This is a genomic window from Ignavibacteriales bacterium (assembly GCA_016709765.1).
GTDB lineage: Bacteria > Bacteroidota > Ignavibacteria > Ignavibacteriales > Ignavibacteriaceae > IGN3.
Genome location: JADJMD010000014.1, coordinates 71,047 through 88,825, shown reverse-complemented (window position 1 = coordinate 88,825; position 17,779 = coordinate 71,047). Strand labels below are relative to the sequence as shown.

Genomic DNA, 17,779 nt, shown 5'->3' with positions numbered 1-17,779 from the left:
GTAAAAAGTTTAATTAAAAGAATATTAGTAGCTTAAGATTGATCTGACCAAAAGCGATAGTAGCTAATAATTTTATTTGCAATTTCATAAGTAAAATATGAATAATTATGGATATTTTTAATTGAATGAAAAATAATAATGAGCGCAATTAATTTGATAATCAAAGTTTATTTATGGGCATAGTAATTCGTCAAAGCATAAAGACCACGGTGGTTTCTTACTTAGGTTTTGCGATTGGGTATGTAAATACGCTTTTTCTTTTTCCATTGGTACTATCAAAAGAACAAATTGGATTAACGCGTCTTTTAATTAGTGTTTCATTTCTATTTGCCACATTTGCTTCGCTTGGTTCTGGCAATATTCCTACAAAATTTTTTCCATACTTTAAGGACGAAAAAAAACAACATAATGGAATATTATCCTTTCTTCTATCAATTGGTTTGATGGGCTTTATATTATTTGTTATAATTTTTATCCTCTTAAAAGATGTCATCTTTAACATTTATTCTAAAAACTCACCATTGTTGCTTGAATATTTCTACTATTTCATTCCCTTCACTTTAATAGTTGTGCTAACCACAATTTTTGAATCTTATCTTATTGTGCAGCAAAAACCGATAGTACCGGCATTTGTTAGAGAAATATTAATGCGATTATTAATAATGGTTGGCTTAACAGCTATTTATTTTGGATTTTTCACTTTCACTTCTTTTGCCAGTTCAATAGTTATCTATTACTTGTTGGGTCTTTTCGTTTTGATCCTTTACATCAAAAGAGAAAAAATCCTTTTTCTAAAACCTAATTTTCAAATATTAAAAAGTCCACATTTTAAAGAAATGCTTGTGTTTGCAGGATTCGTTATTATGGGTAATGCAAGTGCTACAATCATCGTTAACATTGATAGTTTAATGCTTAGTGCATGTTCAGGCTTAGGAAGTGCGGGCATTTATACAATTGCATTTTTTATTGCTGCTGTTATTGAGATTCCTAAAAGATCTATTTCTCAGGTTGTTATCCCAATTGTTTCTCAGGCTAATAAAGATGGAGATATTCCAAAACTTAAAGAACTCTATCAAAAAACTTCCTTAAACCAGTTAATTGTTGGTGGTTTAATATTTCTTGGAATTTGGTGTAACATTGATAATGTTTTTAAATTAATTCCAAATGGAAGCGTGTATGCGCAAGGCAAATGGGTTGTGTTTTTTATAGGGTTAAGCAAGTTATTTGATATGGCAACGGGTGTTAATCAGGAAATTGTTGGCACATCCAGATATTACAAACTTGATTTAGTGTTTTATCTGTTTCTTGTTGTGATAGCTGTAATTTCTAATTATATATTTATCCCACTATATGGAATTACGGGCGCTGCAATTGCATCTGCAATTTCAATCTTTCTATTTAATGCAATTAGATATTCGTTCTTACTTTATGTTTTTAAGATTCAACCATTTTCATTCAATACATTAAAAGTAGTTTCAGTTTTCCTTGTAACTCTGTTAACTAGTTATCTAATTTTACCTTTCAGCAATTTTATTGTTGATTTAATCGTTAGAAGTTTAATCGTATTGGTTTTATTTGGCGGCCTCGTTCTGTTATTTAAAATTTCGGAGGATGTACAAAATGTTATAAATTCCATTATATCCAGGATCAAAAAATTCTTCTAATTTATTTTTAGTTCTAATCAAAATTACTCTTAATTTCATCTAACCATTAATAACAATCAATAGTTGTTATTTAGTAATCAATGTTATCCTCTTCTGAAAAATTAAGTAAATATTACTTGATATTAGTTTTTATTATTTGTTAGTTTGCTTACACATTTATTACTTAGGGGTCGGGTATGAAAAAATTAAATGTTCTATTCAGTTTATTATTTGTTTTAATAGTCATCAGTTGCTCATCAGATCCGGTTGGAATTAATAATCCAAAAGAATCTGGTAAAATTCTTCTTAAGATTGATAAACAAAACGCACCGGAAAGTGTAGTATTTGTAAAAGCATATCTAACCAGAGAAAACCATCAACCAATAACAGGAACATTAAATCTGCAATCAGATTCCACAGCAGATGTTTTGTTAGAAAATATAGATGCAGGAGAATGGCATTTAAAAGTAGATGCAGAAGATGACAGCGGATTAGTTCTCTACACCGGTGAAACAGATGTACAAATCTTTGCAGGATTCACATCACAAGTATATTTAACACTTAGTCCAACAGGATCAGGCACAGGATCAATTTACATTTCAGTTAATTGGGGTGTTCCATTTAATTATAGTTGGCTGGACTATTATAATAATCCTCTCATAGTGCCCGTAGGAAACTCATATGACAATTTAGGAATTGCTCAACCAGTAGTTTTGTATGATTCCGGTGTTTATAAAATGTGGTTTCATGGTTTGGGAAGAGTTGGGGCCGAACCCTGGAAAACCCACATCCTCTATAAAGAATCAGTTGATGGAATAAATTGGACAGCATTCCCTAATCCTGTTATTTTCCCTGGGGGTACAAATTCCTGGGACTCAAAATCTGTTTCTCCTGGTGCTGTAATAAAGGAAAACGGAATCTATAAGATGTATTACAACGGATACTCTGATGAATATGCTAGTTGGCATATAGGTTTAGCTACTTCTATTGATGGAATAAATTGGATAAAGCACTCTCAACCAATTTTATATGGTACCTCTGGCTGGGAATATCAAATTGGGCCTACAGCTGTAGTTAAAATTAATGGTAATTACTTGCTCTACTATACAGGCAGAAATTTACCTCAATATAAAATTGGTGTTGCCGTATCAACTGATGGAATTAATTTTACGAAATATACAGGAAACCCGATTCTTACTAATGATAAACCCTGGGAACTAAATGGAGTTTTAGATGGAAGTGTAATAATGAATAATGGCACATTAAAAATGGTTTATATGAATTCTAATGCATCTGGATTCGGTATGGCTACTTCAACAAATGGATTAAACTGGGTAAAGGATAACAGTAATCCATTTTTTACGGATGCTAACACAGCAAATAACTGGGGTTACTCTGATATCGCTTATCCATCTTTAGTAAAGACAAACAATGAATATAGAATATACTATTGTGGTATTGGCGATAATAGTATTGTTTATAAAATTGGTATGATGCGCAAACAATTATAATTAATGGAATTAATTTTTAGTCATTTAGTATTTAGATTAATTACATAAGGTGCCTGTTATGAAAAAAATATTTGTTCTCTTTAGCTTGTTTTTTGTTTTACTAATAATCAGTTGTTCAAGCGATCCGGTTGGATCTGATAATCCAAAAGACTCTGGTAAAATTCTACTCAAGATCGATAAGCAAAATGCACCGGAAAGTGTAGTATTTGTAAAAGCATATCTAACCAGAGAAAATCATCAACCAATAACAGGAGCATTAAATCTGCAATCAGATTCCACAGCAGATGTATTGTTGGAAAATATAGATGCAGGAGAATGGCATTTAAAAGTGGATGCTGAAGATGACAGCGGATTGGTTCTCTACACTGGTGAAACTGATGTACAAATATTTGCAGGATTCACATCACAAGTATATTTAACACTTAGCCCAACAGGATCGGGCACAGGATCAATTTACATATCAGTTAATTGGGGTGTGCCAACTAACCACAGTTGGATTGATTATGCATCAAATCCCGTTCTAACTAAATTAAATAATTTTTACGATCAAAATGGGATATCACATCCTGTAATTTTGTATGATAACGGCGTTTACAAAATGTGGTTTAACACAATGGCTGGTGATGGAAGGTCTTATACTTTTTACGCAACCTCGCCAGATGGAAAGCTTTGGACCCGATATAATAATAATCCAGTGTTGCAACCTGGCTCCTCAAATGAATGGGACAATGGTGGAACGACTGCAACTTGTGTAGTTAAGATTGATAACATATACAAACTTTATTACACCGGTTATTCATCTTACACTAATAGATATAATATTGGCTTGGCCACTTCTACAGATGGAGTTAACTGGACAAAAAATGTGAATCCAGTTTTAACTGGTACAACAAACAGCTGGGATTATCAAGTTTCTAGCGGTGATGTTGTCTTCGTTCAAAATGTTTATTATTTGTATTATCATGCTTCTTCTTATAATTCCAATGAATACAAAATCTGCGTTGCTACATCAAACGATGGTGTAAATTTTGTAAAATACATTAACAATCCAGTTCTTGTTAAAACTCAACTTTGGGAAGAAAACGGAATTGCCCGTCCTTCCGTAATTTATGATGAATCTCAATTTAAAATGGTTTATATGAATACTTCAGGGAGCGATATGAGTCTTGGTATGGCTACTTCAACAGATGGTTATAACTGGACAAAAATTCCATCAAACCCTATATTTGGTTGCCCAATGACTTCAAATGGTTGGGCAAGTGCTTACGTCGCATATCCATGCTTTAGAAAAATTGGGAATGAGTATAGAATTTATTATTCCGGTTCAAATATTTTTGATCAAAAATATGGAAAAATAGGATTTGTAAGTAAGCATCAATAAAGCGAATACTAAATTAATATTAACCCTATGGGTTTTGTTAAGCCCATAGGGTTTTCTATTTTTAAATAGTTTTTGATAATTATTATTTCTTTATGAAACACGATATAAACTCTCCAAAATATAATGATAATAGAAAATATGATTATTCTTTCACTGAAAATGAAGACCGAAATGAATACTCAAGAATAGTTGATTTGATTTCACCGAATTCAAAAGTAATAGATATGGGTTGTGGGAATGGGTCGTTATTGAATCTTCTAAAAGAGAAAAAAAATATTCAAGAATTTGGGATAGAACTTTCTGAGAGCGGAGTTGAGGTTTGTCGTAAAAAAGAATTAAATGTTGTACAGGGAAGAATTGATGAAGAATTAAAAATTACAGATAACGCTTTTGATTATGCTATCTGCAATGTAACTATTCAGATGGTAAATTATCCTGAAATATTGTTAAAAGAGATGAAAAGAATTTCGAAAAGACAGATTATTTCATTTCCTAACTTCGGTTTTTATAAAAACCGAATTGATTTTCTAGCAAAAGGTAGAATGCCAAAACCTATGTTATTTGGTTATAGTTGGTATTCAACAGGACATCTTCACCAACTTACTATAAAAGATTTTTATGAACTAATAATATATGTTGAAGGAATTAAAGTTATTAATGTTGTTTTAGAAAAATCCTCTAACCCTATAAAGAATTACTTTTTAACAAGATACCCTAATTTATTCCAGGTATTGCCCATTTTTCTATTAGAAAAAGTATAAATGAATATTCTAACTAAAGTATTAAACAGAAAAGAATTAATTGATCAACCTCCGGTTCTTATTGATATTGGAGCCTCAGGTCAAATTCATAAAATATGGAGAAAGATTGCTCCTCATTCCATTTGCGTTGCTTTTGATGCTGATGATAGAGAGTTTGGTTTTGTTACTAATGATAAAAGTGGATTTAGAAAACTTCATGTTTTTAATTGTATTGTTACCAATAAAGATGATAAAGAAATTGAATTTTACTTAACGGAATCACCTTACTGCTCAAGTACATTGACACCCGACATCAATGCTTTAAACGTGTGGGCATTTGCAGATAAATTTAATGTTCAATCTACAACAAATCTTAAATCAATTTCATTAACAAATGCATTAAAACAAGTAAATCTAACTTATGTAGATTGGTTCAAAACTGATTCGCAAGGTACTGATTTGAGATTATTTAAAAACCTTGGTGATGAAATTACTCAAAAGGTTCTAGTTGCTGAATTTGAGCCTGGAATTATTGATGCATATAAAGGCGAAGATAAATTTTTTATGCTTTTAGAATATATGGCTGATAAAAACTTTTGGCTTTCAAATTTAACTATTAAGGGATCAAAGAGAATCTCCAATGATAATCTTAAGGATCTATCTTCAAATGGTTTGTTGCAAAAATTAATACAATTTTCTCTGGTTACTTCTCCAGGATGGTCCGAAACAACATTTATTAATAAATTTGATAAAGAGCTATCAATTCGTGATTATTTACTAGGATGGGTGTTTGCAACCATACTTAAGCAATACGGATTTGCATTTAATATAGCCACTATTGCTAAAAAGAAGTTTAATGATAATATGTTCATTGAAATGACGGAGGCATCTTCATATGCTCTCAAAATGAATATTCTAAAACTTAAGTTTTTTCCTGCTGTTTTTGAAAAAATTTCTAAATTGTTAAAAATCGAATAACCATGTTTAACTTCTGCACACTTTTCGATTCAAACTATTTATCACGCGGCATTGCATGTTATCGCTCCTTAGAAAAGAAATGTGATGACTTTCATCTTTATATTTTTGCGTTTGATGATAGAGCATATAAAATCTTAAAAAAGTTGAATTTCAAAAAAGTAACTATCATTTCACTTAAAGAATTTGAGGATGAAGAATTGCTAAATGTAAAACCAACAAGATCTATTGCAGAGTATTGCTGGACTTCAACCTCTTCAACAATTCTTTATGTGCTTGAAAATTATAAGGTTGATAACTGTACTTACATTGATTCTGATATTTATTTCTATTCCTCCCCCAAAACAATTTTTGATGAAATGGGTGATAAGTCTATTTTATTAACAGAGCATAGATATTCTCCCAAATACAATAAAGAATTAAAAGCTGGCAAATATTGCGTACAGTTTGTAACTTTTAAAAATGATGATCTCGCTTTGAAGGCTCTAAAATGGTGGCGAGAAAGATGTATAGAATGGTGTTATAACCGTTTTGAAGATGGAAAGTTTGGTGATCAACTTTATTTAGATGATTGGACGGAAAGATTTGAAGGTGTGCATGTAATGGGGCATCTCGGTGGCGGGTTAGCGGCTTGGAATATTCAACAATATTCTTTTGAAAAATTAAATGGAGATTTGATTGGAACTGAAATCAAATCTGGCAAAAAGTTTAGTACTGTGTTTTATCATTTTCATTACTTAAGATTTTTTAATAATGATCAGATAGAGCTAGGGAGAAGAACATTAAACAAAAATATCTTAGACATTTTTTATAAACCATACATAGAAAATTTGGAAGAAATCAAAGCAGAAATCACGAATCTTGATGGTTCATTTGATCCAAATGGCCCAGCTCAAAAACCTCTTAACTGGAAAACACCATTGTTATATATTTACAGGAAACTTTTTGGTGTTTATAATATTTATAATAAATCGGATTTTCTAAAATAAATTATGGCAAAACTTATTACATTAAAAACATTTTCTGATAACAGAGGCAATCTAACTGTAATTGAAGATCAAATTCCCTTTGAAGCTAAACGTGTTTTTTATATTTACGGTGTTGATGATTCTGTGCGCGGCGGTCATAGACATAAAACTACAAGACAAGCCGCAGTTTGTATTCATGGTAGCTGTATAGTATCCAATAATGATAGCAAGACAAAACAGGATTTTCTTTTAGACCATCCAAGCAAATGCTTGCTATTAGAGACCTATGATTGGCATACTATGCATCACTTTACACCTGATGCTGTTTTGCTGGTTTTTGCTAGTACAAAATTTGATCCAGCAGATTATATCTATGAGGAATACAAGTGATTGATTACGAGAACTTAAATAAATCAAATTTAGTTTTCTTTGAAGAGTTCAAAAAATCATTTGATGAAACTCTAAACTCAGGTTGGTTTATTCTTGGTAAAAATGTTGAACGATTTGAGAAAGATTTTGCATTATTCCATAGCACAAAACATTGTTTTGGTGTTGCCTCTGGACTAGATGCACTTCTGCTTTCTCTTAAAGCATTTGAGTTTGAAAAGGGCAGTGAAGTAATTGTTCCGTCTAACACTTATATCGCAACTATTCTTTCAATTCTTCATGCAGGATTGAAACCTGTTCTAGTTGAACCTGATATTGCTACTTACAATATCGATCCCCAAAAAATAGAAGAAAGTATTACTACTCGCACAAAAGCATTAATGATAGTACATCTATATGGCAAAAGTTGTGCAATGGATGAAATTGTTTTGTTGTGCAAAAAGTATAATTTAAAATTGATTGAAGATTGCGCACAATCTCATGGTGCAAAATATAAAGACAAGTTGACCGGAACATTTGGTGAATTTGGCTCTTTCAGTTTTTATCCAACAAAAAATCTTGGTGCTTTGGGTGATGCAGGAGCAATAATAACTAATGATGAATCGCTTGCTGGAAAGATTAAACGATTAAGAAACTATGGCTCCGATGTAAAGTATTACAATGAAGTTGTTGGGTATAATTCCAGGCTTGATGAAATACAGGCTGGATTTTTAAGCCTCAAACTGAAAAAGCTTGATGAGATAAATGAACACAAAAGAAAATTAGCACGAATTTATTTAGATAATCTTAAATCCGATTTTATAAAACCAGTTGTTGATGTAAACTATTTTGATGTCTATCATATATTTAATGTTCGGCATTCAAAACGTGACAAGCTGCGTGAGTATTTGTTAAAAAATGAAATTAAAACTGATATTCATTATCCCGTTGCCCCGCACAAACAAAAAGCGATGAAGAATATAATTGAAGGCTATTACCCGATTTCCGAAGAAATTCATAACACAACTTTGAGCTTGCCTTGTTCATTCGGGCATACTGAAGATGAGATTTATAAAGTTGTTGAATTGATGAATAGATTTTAAAGAGACTTTATCAAAGCGGCAAATTCTCTAGATATAACTTCACGATCATATTTTTCTATGTTTTTATTGTCGTAATTTTTTATAAAGTTTTTTCTAAAAAACTCTGCAACACTTTCATCATATTTGAACATCATTCCCGCATCAACATCGTTAAGAATTTGCTTTACTTCTGTGTTGTTATTACCAAAAGCAATTATTGGATTCCCGGTTCGCATAGCCTCAAATAATTTTCCAGGAACGTGGCGTGGTTCTGATGAACAAACCAAAAGCATATCTGCAGAGCAGATCTCTTCAATCATTTTAGGAAAGGGGAGAAAACCAGCAACTTGAACAAAATCATTCAATCCAATTTGATTAATATAATTTAGAATTTCGTTATCAACCGTACCGATAAATTTTATCTTAATATTGTTGCCAAATTGATTTTCAATCTTTATTTGATCCCAAAGTTTTTTGGGATTTTGGTATGCAAAAATATTACCGGCATGCACTAATAATTTTTCGTTGCGATTTTCTTTTTTTATTGTAATATTTTCAAACGAATTAGCATCATAGCCCCAGTATAAAACAGATGATTTATCTTTTAGAAACTGATATTTATTTATATAATCTTCTTGAGCGGATTTTGTAACAAAAATAACTTGCTTAGCATTTTCCAAAACAGATTTTTCAAAATGATTATCCAAAGTCAGGGTGAGTTTATTTCGCTTAAAGTTTTTGTAGTAGATAATATCAACCCATGGATCAATTAAAACAGGAATGTGGGGAATGGAAAACTTCTTACTGAGATTTAAACCTATCAAGTGTGAACTATGCGGCGGACCGATAGATATTATTGCATCAATCTTTTCTTTCTCTAAAAATTTCTTTGCTGCTTTAATTGCCGTAAAATTCCAGCCAACTCTTGCATCTGGAACAAATAAATTCATTCTTATCCAGATTGATATACGATGAGCTAAACTTTTGTTTTCAAGAGAAATTGTTTCTGATGCTATCAGTTTTTCATTTTTATTCTTACCAATAAATTTTCTATAAATATCAAAAGGCTCAAGTGCTTTAGATTTTATGACTCTCCAACCAGGATCAACTTTGCTTAAAAGGCTCTCATCTTTTTGGGTAAATGTTTCATCTTCAACCGTTAAAATTATTGGCTCAATTTCTTCTTTTGGAAGATGTCTAATAATATCAAGCGGCCAATGAAGTGAAGCTTTACCTGATGGTGGCCAAAAGTATGATATGAATAAAACTTTTTTCATTGATTAAATCTTTACACCAACATATCTAATAACATCTGCTTTGCCGATATGGTATGCTCCTTCATTAAGATTAATTGTTTTAGATTCTAAAAGGTTAGTCTGTAGTTGAGAAGTAAGATTAATTAATTCAGATTCTGAAAATAAAAGCTGAGGATCCTTGGGTCCGCCGGAGGAATTATTTATCTGTTCCTTGCTAAATGTCTCAATAATTAATTTTCCATTAGTATTAAGTGCATAAATTGAACCATTAAAAATTATCTGGTTAATTTGAGTAGGAAGATGGAGGAAAATCATTACTATCAAATCATATTTATTTTCAATAAACCGATAGTTTTCAAAATCATTAACAGTGTAGTTAATTTCAACATTATTCTCATTAGCTAATTTTAGAGCTTTTTCTTTTGCAGATTCACTAAAATCAACAGCGTCTACATTCCAATCGAGTGATGCAGCATAAACAGCATTTCGGCCTTCACCTTCACCCAGAAACAGTGCTTTCCCTGGTATTAGTTTTTCAATCTCAGATTTAAAAAACTCATTCGGCTTTATTCCATAAGCAAAATCTTGTTCTGAATACCTTTTATTCCAAAAATCTTTACTCATTAAAAACTTACTATGTTAGTTATTATTTACTGTAAATTTACGAATAAAAATAATATCGGAAAGCAGTTAGGTTCTAATCAGATTTTGTATTTTTGATTAATCATTTAAAGAAGTATTAAGAAAATGGATATAAAAAGTCTTAAAAAATTCATTGTAGTTGGCGATAGGGTTTTAATTAGACCCCAGGAAGATGCAAGCAAAACTAACAGCGGGTTGTATTTGCCGGCTGGTGTAACAGAGAAAGAAAAAATCCAAAGTGGTTATGTAATAAAAGTTGGTCCGGGTTATGCAACATCCGCACAAAATGAAGATGAATCCTGGAAGGGGAATACTGATCAAGTAAAATATATTCCGTTGCAGGCAAAAGATGGTGATTTGGCAATCTTTTTAAGAAAAGAAGCTTTTGAGATTGAGTTTGAAAGAGAAAAATTTTTAATTGTTCCTAATTCTGCAATTTTACTGCTTATCAGAAATGATGATTTTGAAATCTAAGTTTTAAAAAATCATTACAGCAATTGCAAATAAAAATGAAGATGCAATAATAATTTTCATAATTATTGAAAAATCATTTTTTCTTTCTGTCGCAAAAACATTTCCGTAGTTAAAATCAGATACGAGGTTTGAAGTATTTACAGTCGCTTTCATATCACCGACCTAATAATTATTGTTTAAGTTTATATTCATTTATCCTAAATCATTTGTTTGCAGGATAAAAATGTTATTTCTATTTGTACAAAAAACGTGCTGAATAGATATTTGATAAAGTTATTAAAATGTAAGGGTATGTCGGTAAAAATTTCGATGCGCATAAGTAACAGAAATATTACCCGCCAGAATCATCGCCAAATTGTTCGTATTCCGAGAAGTTAGTTATTCTTCACGAATAACTTTAAGTTTTCTTTGAAGTGTTCTTTCACTTACACCAAGAATTGAAGCTGCTTTTCTTACATTGTTATTTAAAGTACCCATAACATTTATTATATGTTTCTTTTCAGCTTCCTCAAGTGAAATTAAAAGTTCTGATTTTTGTAATTCAAATTCTTTTCCATCGCTTATTCTCGGTATTTCGACTGCACTCAATCTTTGATTATCATCAGCCTGGACAACGGAATTAAAAATTACATTTTCTAATTCGCGTACATTCCCAGGAAAAGAATAATTTCTTAATTGTGCAATTGCTTCACGAGTTAAACCTAAAATATTTTTGTTGTAAGTTTTGTTTGCAACCTTAATCAAATGATTGGATAATAATAATACGTCGTTACCTCGTTTGCGTAATGATGGTAAACTTATATGCCCGCGATTAAGTCTGTAATAAAGATCTGCACGAAAACTACCTTTATTAACAGCATCAGCCAGATCTCTATTAGTAGCTGCTATAATTCTAATATCTAATTTAATTGGATTAGAACTTCCAATCTTAAAGATTTCGTTATACTGAATGGCCCGTAAAAGTTTTCCCTGAAGTTCTTTTGGCATCTCGCCAATTTCATCAAGAAAAATTGTTCCGCCATTTGCTTCTTCAAAATATCCTTGTTTATCTGTTGTGGAGTCAAGTAAAGTTCCTTTAATATTTCCGAACAATTCACTTTCTAAATGCGATGCTGATATAGATGAAAGATTAACTGCAACATAAGGTTTTAATTGTCTTGCAGATAGATCGTGAATTTTTTTTGCAACAAGATCTTTACCAGTCCCAGTTTCACCAACAATAAGTATTGTTTCATTAGTTGGAGCAAAGATTTCAACAAGATTAAAAACCCTATGCATAGTTTCAGATTCAGTGATAATATTTGCAAATTTATTTTCACTTGCCTTTACAACCGGACCTTCTGATCTTAAAACATCTCTCTCTTTTTCAAGTAGTTTATATCCAATCGCTCTTCGGATTGTTAGTAATAAACGATCAGTATCAGGTGGTTTAATAATAAATTCATAGGCTCCAAACTTAATTGCTTCTAAAGCAATTTCTTTATCATCAACTGCAGTTACAATGATTACAGGAATGTTTGGATACTCAGGGGTAATTTGCTCAAGCAGCTGCAGCCCATTCATCTGGGGCATATAAATATCAAGCAGGATTAAATCTATACTTTGTGTTTTTAGTATCTGCGGAACATTTAACGGATTTGATTCAGTAATTACGTTTTCATATCCCTCGTGTTGAAGAATACTTTTAAGTAAATCTAAATATGACAACTCGTCATCAACGAGTAAAATTGTTTCTTTCAAAATAAATTACCTTTTGCTTTTCTAAAATGTATAGATAAAGATATGAATAGTCCAGAGGATTTAATTAAAAAATAGACTCTAACCCCAATTAAGTAAAGTTTTTGTTATTCAAGCCATGATACTATTTCAAACCCACCAGTTCCAGGGAAAAAAGGAGGTGACGCTAACATAAATCTTTCATCATATTTATATCTTTTAGCAAATCCATGATTAATGCTCGATCCACTAAACGTTCCAACTGCTTGCCTTGTATTTTGAATTATGCCACCTAACAGATTTATATTTCCACTTACGGGTCTAAGGTTATATCTATCTGCTCCAAATCCACCTTTTTCATTGTAAACTGAAGCATGAATATTAATATCTGAATTGTTTGCAGTATTATCTGTAATTAATACATTGTATTCAGCACAAATACCAAGCATATCACCAGAGTTTGGATACTGCCTTGGATCTTTACTATAAACAATGTCATCATCTAAATAGACAGACCCTTTGCCACCTGTTGTGTTATTGCAAGCAACGGTATATTGCCCCTTAACAGTGCCGCTTAGTCTAACAATAGAATTTTTAGCAAAGATCATCCCATTTGAAGCAACATCAGGCAGATAAACTGAAGTATAAGAAGCACCATATGAATATTTGTACTTTAATGAATCATTCGCAAAGCACATATAAACTGTATCATGACCAGTGAACTTATATCCACCTGCATCAGCTGCAGATTCCATATTATCCACAGCATCTGTTGGCATCGGCAGACTAACACCTGATTCATATCCACCAAGAAAATATGGTTTATCGGTACTTTTATTTGTTTTATAAATAAGAGATTTTAAGCTTGATGCCTTTCCGAAAAATACCGGATGTAATGCAGCCCTCAAATAATCTTGAGTGTGAAATGGTCCCCAAACTGTATCATTACCAGTCCACCAAATTGTACCACCTTCGCTAACAGAGTAATAAGCAAACTTTGAAAATTTACTTGGTGAAAGAGTTACAGTTACAGTACTTGTTAATCCATGGTAAATGCCAGTGGCAGTTATTTGTCTGATATTTTTATATGCATCAACAATTTGAATTGAAACATCTAGTTTTCCGCCAGAAAAAGTTTTATTTGAATATCCATCAGTCCATGTTGGATCAACAAATACTTGACTGGCTGCCAGGTTAGCTCCGCTTACTGCAATATTATGTGCAATCATTTCAGTATAATACGTGACCATGTTTCCGACTGCATCCGTAGATATTCTTCCAAAATTTTTTATGGCAACCATGAATAAAAGTGTAAAACCAATAATTACAAGAAAAGTTGCTTTGCCGGCCATATTATCTTACCTGTTTTTTAAATTTCTGGAAACCATTCTTATTTGTCTCCAAAATGCTTTTGAAAATTTTTGATCATATGCTTCAGTACTTTCTACAGTCAAATTTATCTCGATTGAAGTAATGCCACCATTCAACCCAATTGGAGGGGCAAGGGTATCTCCGAGAGCATCAAAATAAACTAGTTTAAACTGAGTGACTCCCAAATTTGCACTTTTAGGTGATTCATCATTTAATACCCTGTAGAGGAGTCTATCTCTTGGATTTGCTGTGCCTGTTAGTTCTGATGCCGGTCCTAAGTAATAGTGAATAGAATCCACGGTGCCATCGTTGTCGATATCTGTATAAAATTTAATTTCTGAAGTATCGGCGTAAAGTAAAGCTTTTGTTGGATCCGGAATTAAGTTCCAGTTTTTGCAGTATCCAATTTTTCTAAAATCATATTCGATTATTTGAGCTTGAGTTGCCAGATTTTGTTGAATTGTTAATTCTCCAGAATGGTTGTAAGTTTTTTCTGTAATTGAGTCGCTGAGTCTATATGCTATTGACATCATTACCCCGCCAATTATTACAGAGCCTAGTATATCAAGTAAAGTTGTGAAGCCCATTTTATTCCCTTATCTGAAATGCCAATAACTATAGATTGTTGACATCACCACCGTGTCTTGCATCGATTCACTGGTAACTATCACATCCATTTTTTTATTCCATGTTCTATATGCCACTTTGGTTTCAGGAGCATTTGATGCTACATAGTAAACTTTACAATATAAATCATATTCGGCAGAAGGCAGATAATCATAGTGATAGTGATATCCGTCGTAATCATCAAAATCGTTAAATGTTTGGCTGGAATCCTGAATTTCCCCAACTCCGCGACCCAAAGGATAATTGGTAAGTAAACTACAAGCATCAACTTCATTGTCCAAAGTATTTGCATCAAAAGCTTTTTTACTCGCTTCTTCAATTAAAGATGTACCTAATGAAACAGCTAAGATGCCAAGTTTGGAGTCTTGCATAACAGTTTCGTTTGCTAGTATGAAGTTGTTCATTTTTAGAACTGTTATAGAAAGTATTAGCAAAGCCCCAATGCTAAAAAGAGATTGTCCCGTGTTCATAATAAATTCTTTTTAATATTTGATGTCTCTATTAGCAACTATCGTACAAAAAAATATTCTCTTTTTGGGTCAGATAAAGTTTTACTTTTTAATAAATAATATATTTTGTAGGATATTTTAGATAATCTTTACTGAAATATGGAAAATTTTACCTACTGTTTAATCCTTATCTTTTAATCTTGGCGACAAATTTATCGCCCAAAATAGGACAATGATGTAAGTATAATTATTAAAAATCTATTTTCTTATCTTTGTATAATTAAAAAATTAATAATTATTGTTAAAAAGGTTTAATTATGACAGCAAATTATGATATGATCAAAAAAGTTTATTCCAATTACAAAACTAAACTTAGCGAGATACGAAAAGTTGTTAATCGTCCATTAACATATACTGAAAAGGTTTTATACACCCATCTATATGATAAAGCAACAAAAGAATATACAAAGGGTAAAGATTATGTTGATTTAGCTCCTGATAGAGTTGCGATGCAGGATGCAACCGCCCAAATGGCGCTTCTTCAATTTATGTCTGCAGGAAGAAAAACAACCGCAGTTCCATCAACCGTTCACTGCGATCACTTGATTCAAGCACAAGTTGGTGCGGTAGAAGATCTTAATCGTGCAACAACAGAAAACAAAGAAGTTTATGATTTTCTTGAAAGTATATCTCAAAAATTTGGTGTTGGATTCTGGAAACCAGGTGCAGGAATTATTCATCAAGTTGTTTTAGAAAATTATGCTTTCCCAGGTGGAATGATGATTGGCACTGATTCACACACTCCAAACGCAGGTGGATTAGGAATGATAGCAATCGGTGTTGGCGGTGCGGACGCTGTTGATGTTATGGCAGGAATGCCGTGGGAACTTAAATGGCCAAAAATTATCGGCGTTAAGTTAACGGGAAAATTAAACGGTTGGACATCTGCAAAAGATGTAATTCTTAAACTTGCAGGTATATTAACTGTTAAAGGCGGAACAGGTGCAATTGTAGAATATTTTGGCGAAGGAACAAATTCAATTTCCTGCACAGGCAAAGGAACAATTTGTAATATGGGTGCAGAGATTGGTGCTACAACTTCTGTTTTTCCATTTGATGAAAAGATGGCATCGTACTTAAGAATTACAAAACGTGTTGATGTTGCTGCACTAGCGGAAGGTTTAGCTGATGAACTTTGTGCTGATAAGGAAGTATTTGCAAATCCCCAAAAATATTATGATCAGGTAATTGAAATTAATTTGAGTGAACTTGAGCCGCATCTTAACGGACCTTTTACACCCGATAAAGCATGGCCAATCTCAAAAATGAAAGACGCAGTTAAAAGTGAAAACTTTCCGGATAAAGTTTCTGTTGGTTTGATTGGAAGCTGCACAAATTCCAGCTACGAAGATATTGATCGCTCTGCAAGCATTGCAAGACAAGCACTTGCAAAGGGTATTAAAGCTAAAGGACAATACACAATTACCCCAGGATCTGAACAAGTTAGAGCAACTATTGAAAGAGACGGACAATTAAAAACTTTAACTGATATTGGCGGAGTAATTCTTGCAAACGCTTGTGGACCTTGCATCGGAATGTGGAAGCGTATGGATGTAAAAACAGGCGAACGAAATACAATTGTTACATCATTTAATAGAAATTTTGCAAAACGAAATGATGGAAATCCTGAAACACTTGCATTTGTGGCATCACCGGAAATAACAACTGCTCTTGCAATTGCCGGAAGTTTATCATTCAATCCTATTACAGATGAACTTGTAAATGAAAAAGGTGAGAAAGTAAAACTTGATGCACCGACAGGTGAAGAATTACCGCCACGAGGTTTTGATGAAGGCAGTGCAGGGTTTATTGCCCCTGCAGAAGATGGAAGTAAAGTAGAGGTTAAAGTTGATAGCAGTAGTGAAAGATTACAATTACTAACTCCTTTCACTCCTTGGGATGGAAAAGATTTATTTGATCTACCGGTATTATTAAAAGCATTTGGTAAATGTACAACTGATCATATTTCAATGGCTGGACCGTGGTTAAAATACCGTGGACATCTAGATAATATTTCCAATAATATGTTTATCGGTGCTATTAATGCATTCACAAAAGAGCCTGGCAAAGTTAAAAATACATTTACAGGCGAAACTAAATCTGTCCCTGAGGTTGCGCGTGAATACAAAGCAAAGGGTGTAAACTGGATTGTTGTTGGTGATGAAAATTACGGCGAAGGTTCATCGCGTGAGCATGCTGCAATGGAGCCGAGATTTCTTGGCGGCAGAGCAATCGTTGTAAAAAGTTTTGCACGCATCCATGAAACAAATTTGAAAAAACAAGGAATGCTTCCTCTTACTTTTGCTGATCCAAAAGATTACGATAAAATAAAAGAAGATGATAAAGTTGATTTATTGATCTCATTTTTAGCTCCAGAAAAACAAGTTAAGATGATTGTTAAACACAGGGATGGAAGCAAAGATGAAGTGATGCTGAACCAAACATTTAACGCTGCACAAATTGAATGGTTTAAAGCTGGTAGTGCTTTGAATCTTATAGCAAGTAAACAGAAATAAGT

The 17,779-nt window shown here is 32.5% G+C and carries 17 protein-coding genes; 10 read left to right on the top strand and 7 right to left on the bottom strand.

Annotated features, from left to right (window positions below):
• The first annotated feature begins 173 nt into the window (after positions 1–173).
• The 8 genes from IPJ23_16030 (at position 174) to IPJ23_15995 (ending at position 8,687) form a co-directional block, all read left to right on the top strand.
• Complete coding sequence (locus IPJ23_16030) at positions 174–1,664, top strand: oligosaccharide flippase family protein (protein MBK7632179.1); 1,491 nt, start codon at positions 174–176, stop codon at positions 1,662–1,664.
• 176 nt (positions 1,665–1,840) lie between these two features.
• On the top strand, positions 1,841–3,154 hold the full coding sequence (locus tag IPJ23_16025; GenBank protein MBK7632178.1) for a hypothetical protein: 1,314 nt from the start codon (positions 1,841–1,843) through the stop codon (positions 3,152–3,154).
• Between the two features lie 58 nt (positions 3,155–3,212).
• Positions 3,213–4,535: a hypothetical protein gene (locus IPJ23_16020; protein ID MBK7632177.1), complete on the top strand. Its 1,323-nt coding sequence runs from the start codon at positions 3,213–3,215 to the stop codon at positions 4,533–4,535.
• 92 nt (positions 4,536–4,627) lie between these two features.
• Positions 4,628–5,296: a methyltransferase domain-containing protein gene (locus tag IPJ23_16015; GenBank protein MBK7632176.1), complete on the top strand. Its 669-nt coding sequence runs from the start codon at positions 4,628–4,630 to the stop codon at positions 5,294–5,296.
• Between the two features lie 6 nt (positions 5,297–5,302).
• A complete protein-coding gene (locus IPJ23_16010; protein MBK7632175.1) occupies positions 5,303–6,253 on the top strand; it encodes a hypothetical protein in 951 nt (316 codons plus the stop codon).
• A 2-nt stretch (positions 6,254–6,255) separates the two neighbouring features.
• Positions 6,256–7,239, top strand: a complete 984-nt coding sequence (locus IPJ23_16005) for a glycosyl transferase (protein MBK7632174.1) — start codon at positions 6,256–6,258, stop codon at positions 7,237–7,239.
• 3 nt (positions 7,240–7,242) lie between these two features.
• A complete protein-coding gene (locus IPJ23_16000; protein ID MBK7632173.1) occupies positions 7,243–7,608 on the top strand; it encodes an FdtA/QdtA family cupin domain-containing protein in 366 nt (121 codons plus the stop codon).
• Positions 7,605–8,687, top strand: a complete 1,083-nt coding sequence (locus IPJ23_15995; protein MBK7632172.1) for a DegT/DnrJ/EryC1/StrS family aminotransferase — start codon at positions 7,605–7,607, stop codon at positions 8,685–8,687. Before IPJ23_16000 ends, IPJ23_15995 begins: the two co-directional genes overlap by 4 nt.
• Here IPJ23_15995 and IPJ23_15990 read toward each other — a convergent pair.
• Entirely contained in the window at positions 8,684–9,943 is a 1,260-nt protein-coding gene (locus IPJ23_15990; GenBank protein ID MBK7632171.1) for a glycosyltransferase, read from the bottom strand. The two genes, IPJ23_15995 and IPJ23_15990, sit on opposite strands and share 4 nt — an antisense overlap.
• A gap of 3 nt (positions 9,944–9,946) precedes the next feature.
• Complete coding sequence (locus IPJ23_15985; protein MBK7632170.1) at positions 9,947–10,546, bottom strand: class I SAM-dependent methyltransferase; 600 nt, start codon at positions 10,544–10,546, stop codon at positions 9,947–9,949.
• A gap of 123 nt (positions 10,547–10,669) precedes the next feature.
• Here IPJ23_15985 and IPJ23_15980 point away from each other — a divergent pair, with 123 nt between their 5' ends.
• On the top strand, positions 10,670–11,038 hold the full coding sequence (locus tag IPJ23_15980) for a co-chaperone GroES (protein ID MBK7632169.1): 369 nt from the start codon (positions 10,670–10,672) through the stop codon (positions 11,036–11,038).
• A 3-nt stretch (positions 11,039–11,041) separates the two neighbouring features.
• Here IPJ23_15980 and IPJ23_15975 read toward each other — a convergent pair whose 3' ends face one another.
• The 5 genes from IPJ23_15975 to IPJ23_15955 form a co-directional block, all read right to left on the bottom strand.
• The gene (locus IPJ23_15975) at positions 11,042–11,191 is read right to left on the bottom strand and encodes a hypothetical protein (GenBank protein MBK7632168.1); all 150 of its coding nucleotides are present in this window, start codon (positions 11,189–11,191) and stop codon (positions 11,042–11,044) included.
• Positions 11,192–11,416: 225 nt separating this feature from the next.
• Positions 11,417–12,778: a sigma-54-dependent Fis family transcriptional regulator gene (locus IPJ23_15970; protein MBK7632167.1), complete on the bottom strand. Its 1,362-nt coding sequence runs from the start codon at positions 12,776–12,778 to the stop codon at positions 11,417–11,419.
• Positions 12,779–12,882: 104 nt separating this feature from the next.
• On the bottom strand, positions 12,883–14,106 hold the full coding sequence (locus IPJ23_15965) for a hypothetical protein (protein ID MBK7632166.1): 1,224 nt from the start codon (positions 14,104–14,106) through the stop codon (positions 12,883–12,885).
• A 6-nt stretch (positions 14,107–14,112) separates the two neighbouring features.
• On the bottom strand, positions 14,113–14,712 hold the full coding sequence (locus tag IPJ23_15960) for a hypothetical protein (GenBank protein MBK7632165.1): 600 nt from the start codon (positions 14,710–14,712) through the stop codon (positions 14,113–14,115).
• A 9-nt stretch (positions 14,713–14,721) separates the two neighbouring features.
• Positions 14,722–15,222 carry a hypothetical protein gene (locus IPJ23_15955; GenBank protein ID MBK7632164.1) on the bottom strand — a complete coding sequence of 167 codons (501 nt, stop codon included), beginning with the start codon at positions 15,220–15,222 and terminating at the stop codon, positions 14,722–14,724.
• A gap of 296 nt (positions 15,223–15,518) precedes the next feature.
• Between IPJ23_15955 and IPJ23_15950 the strand changes: the two genes are divergently transcribed.
• Positions 15,519–17,777 (top strand): aconitate hydratase, encoded by a 2,259-nt coding sequence (locus IPJ23_15950; GenBank protein ID MBK7632163.1) that lies wholly within the window; start codon positions 15,519–15,521, stop codon positions 17,775–17,777.
• Positions 17,778–17,779: the final 2 nt, after the last annotated feature.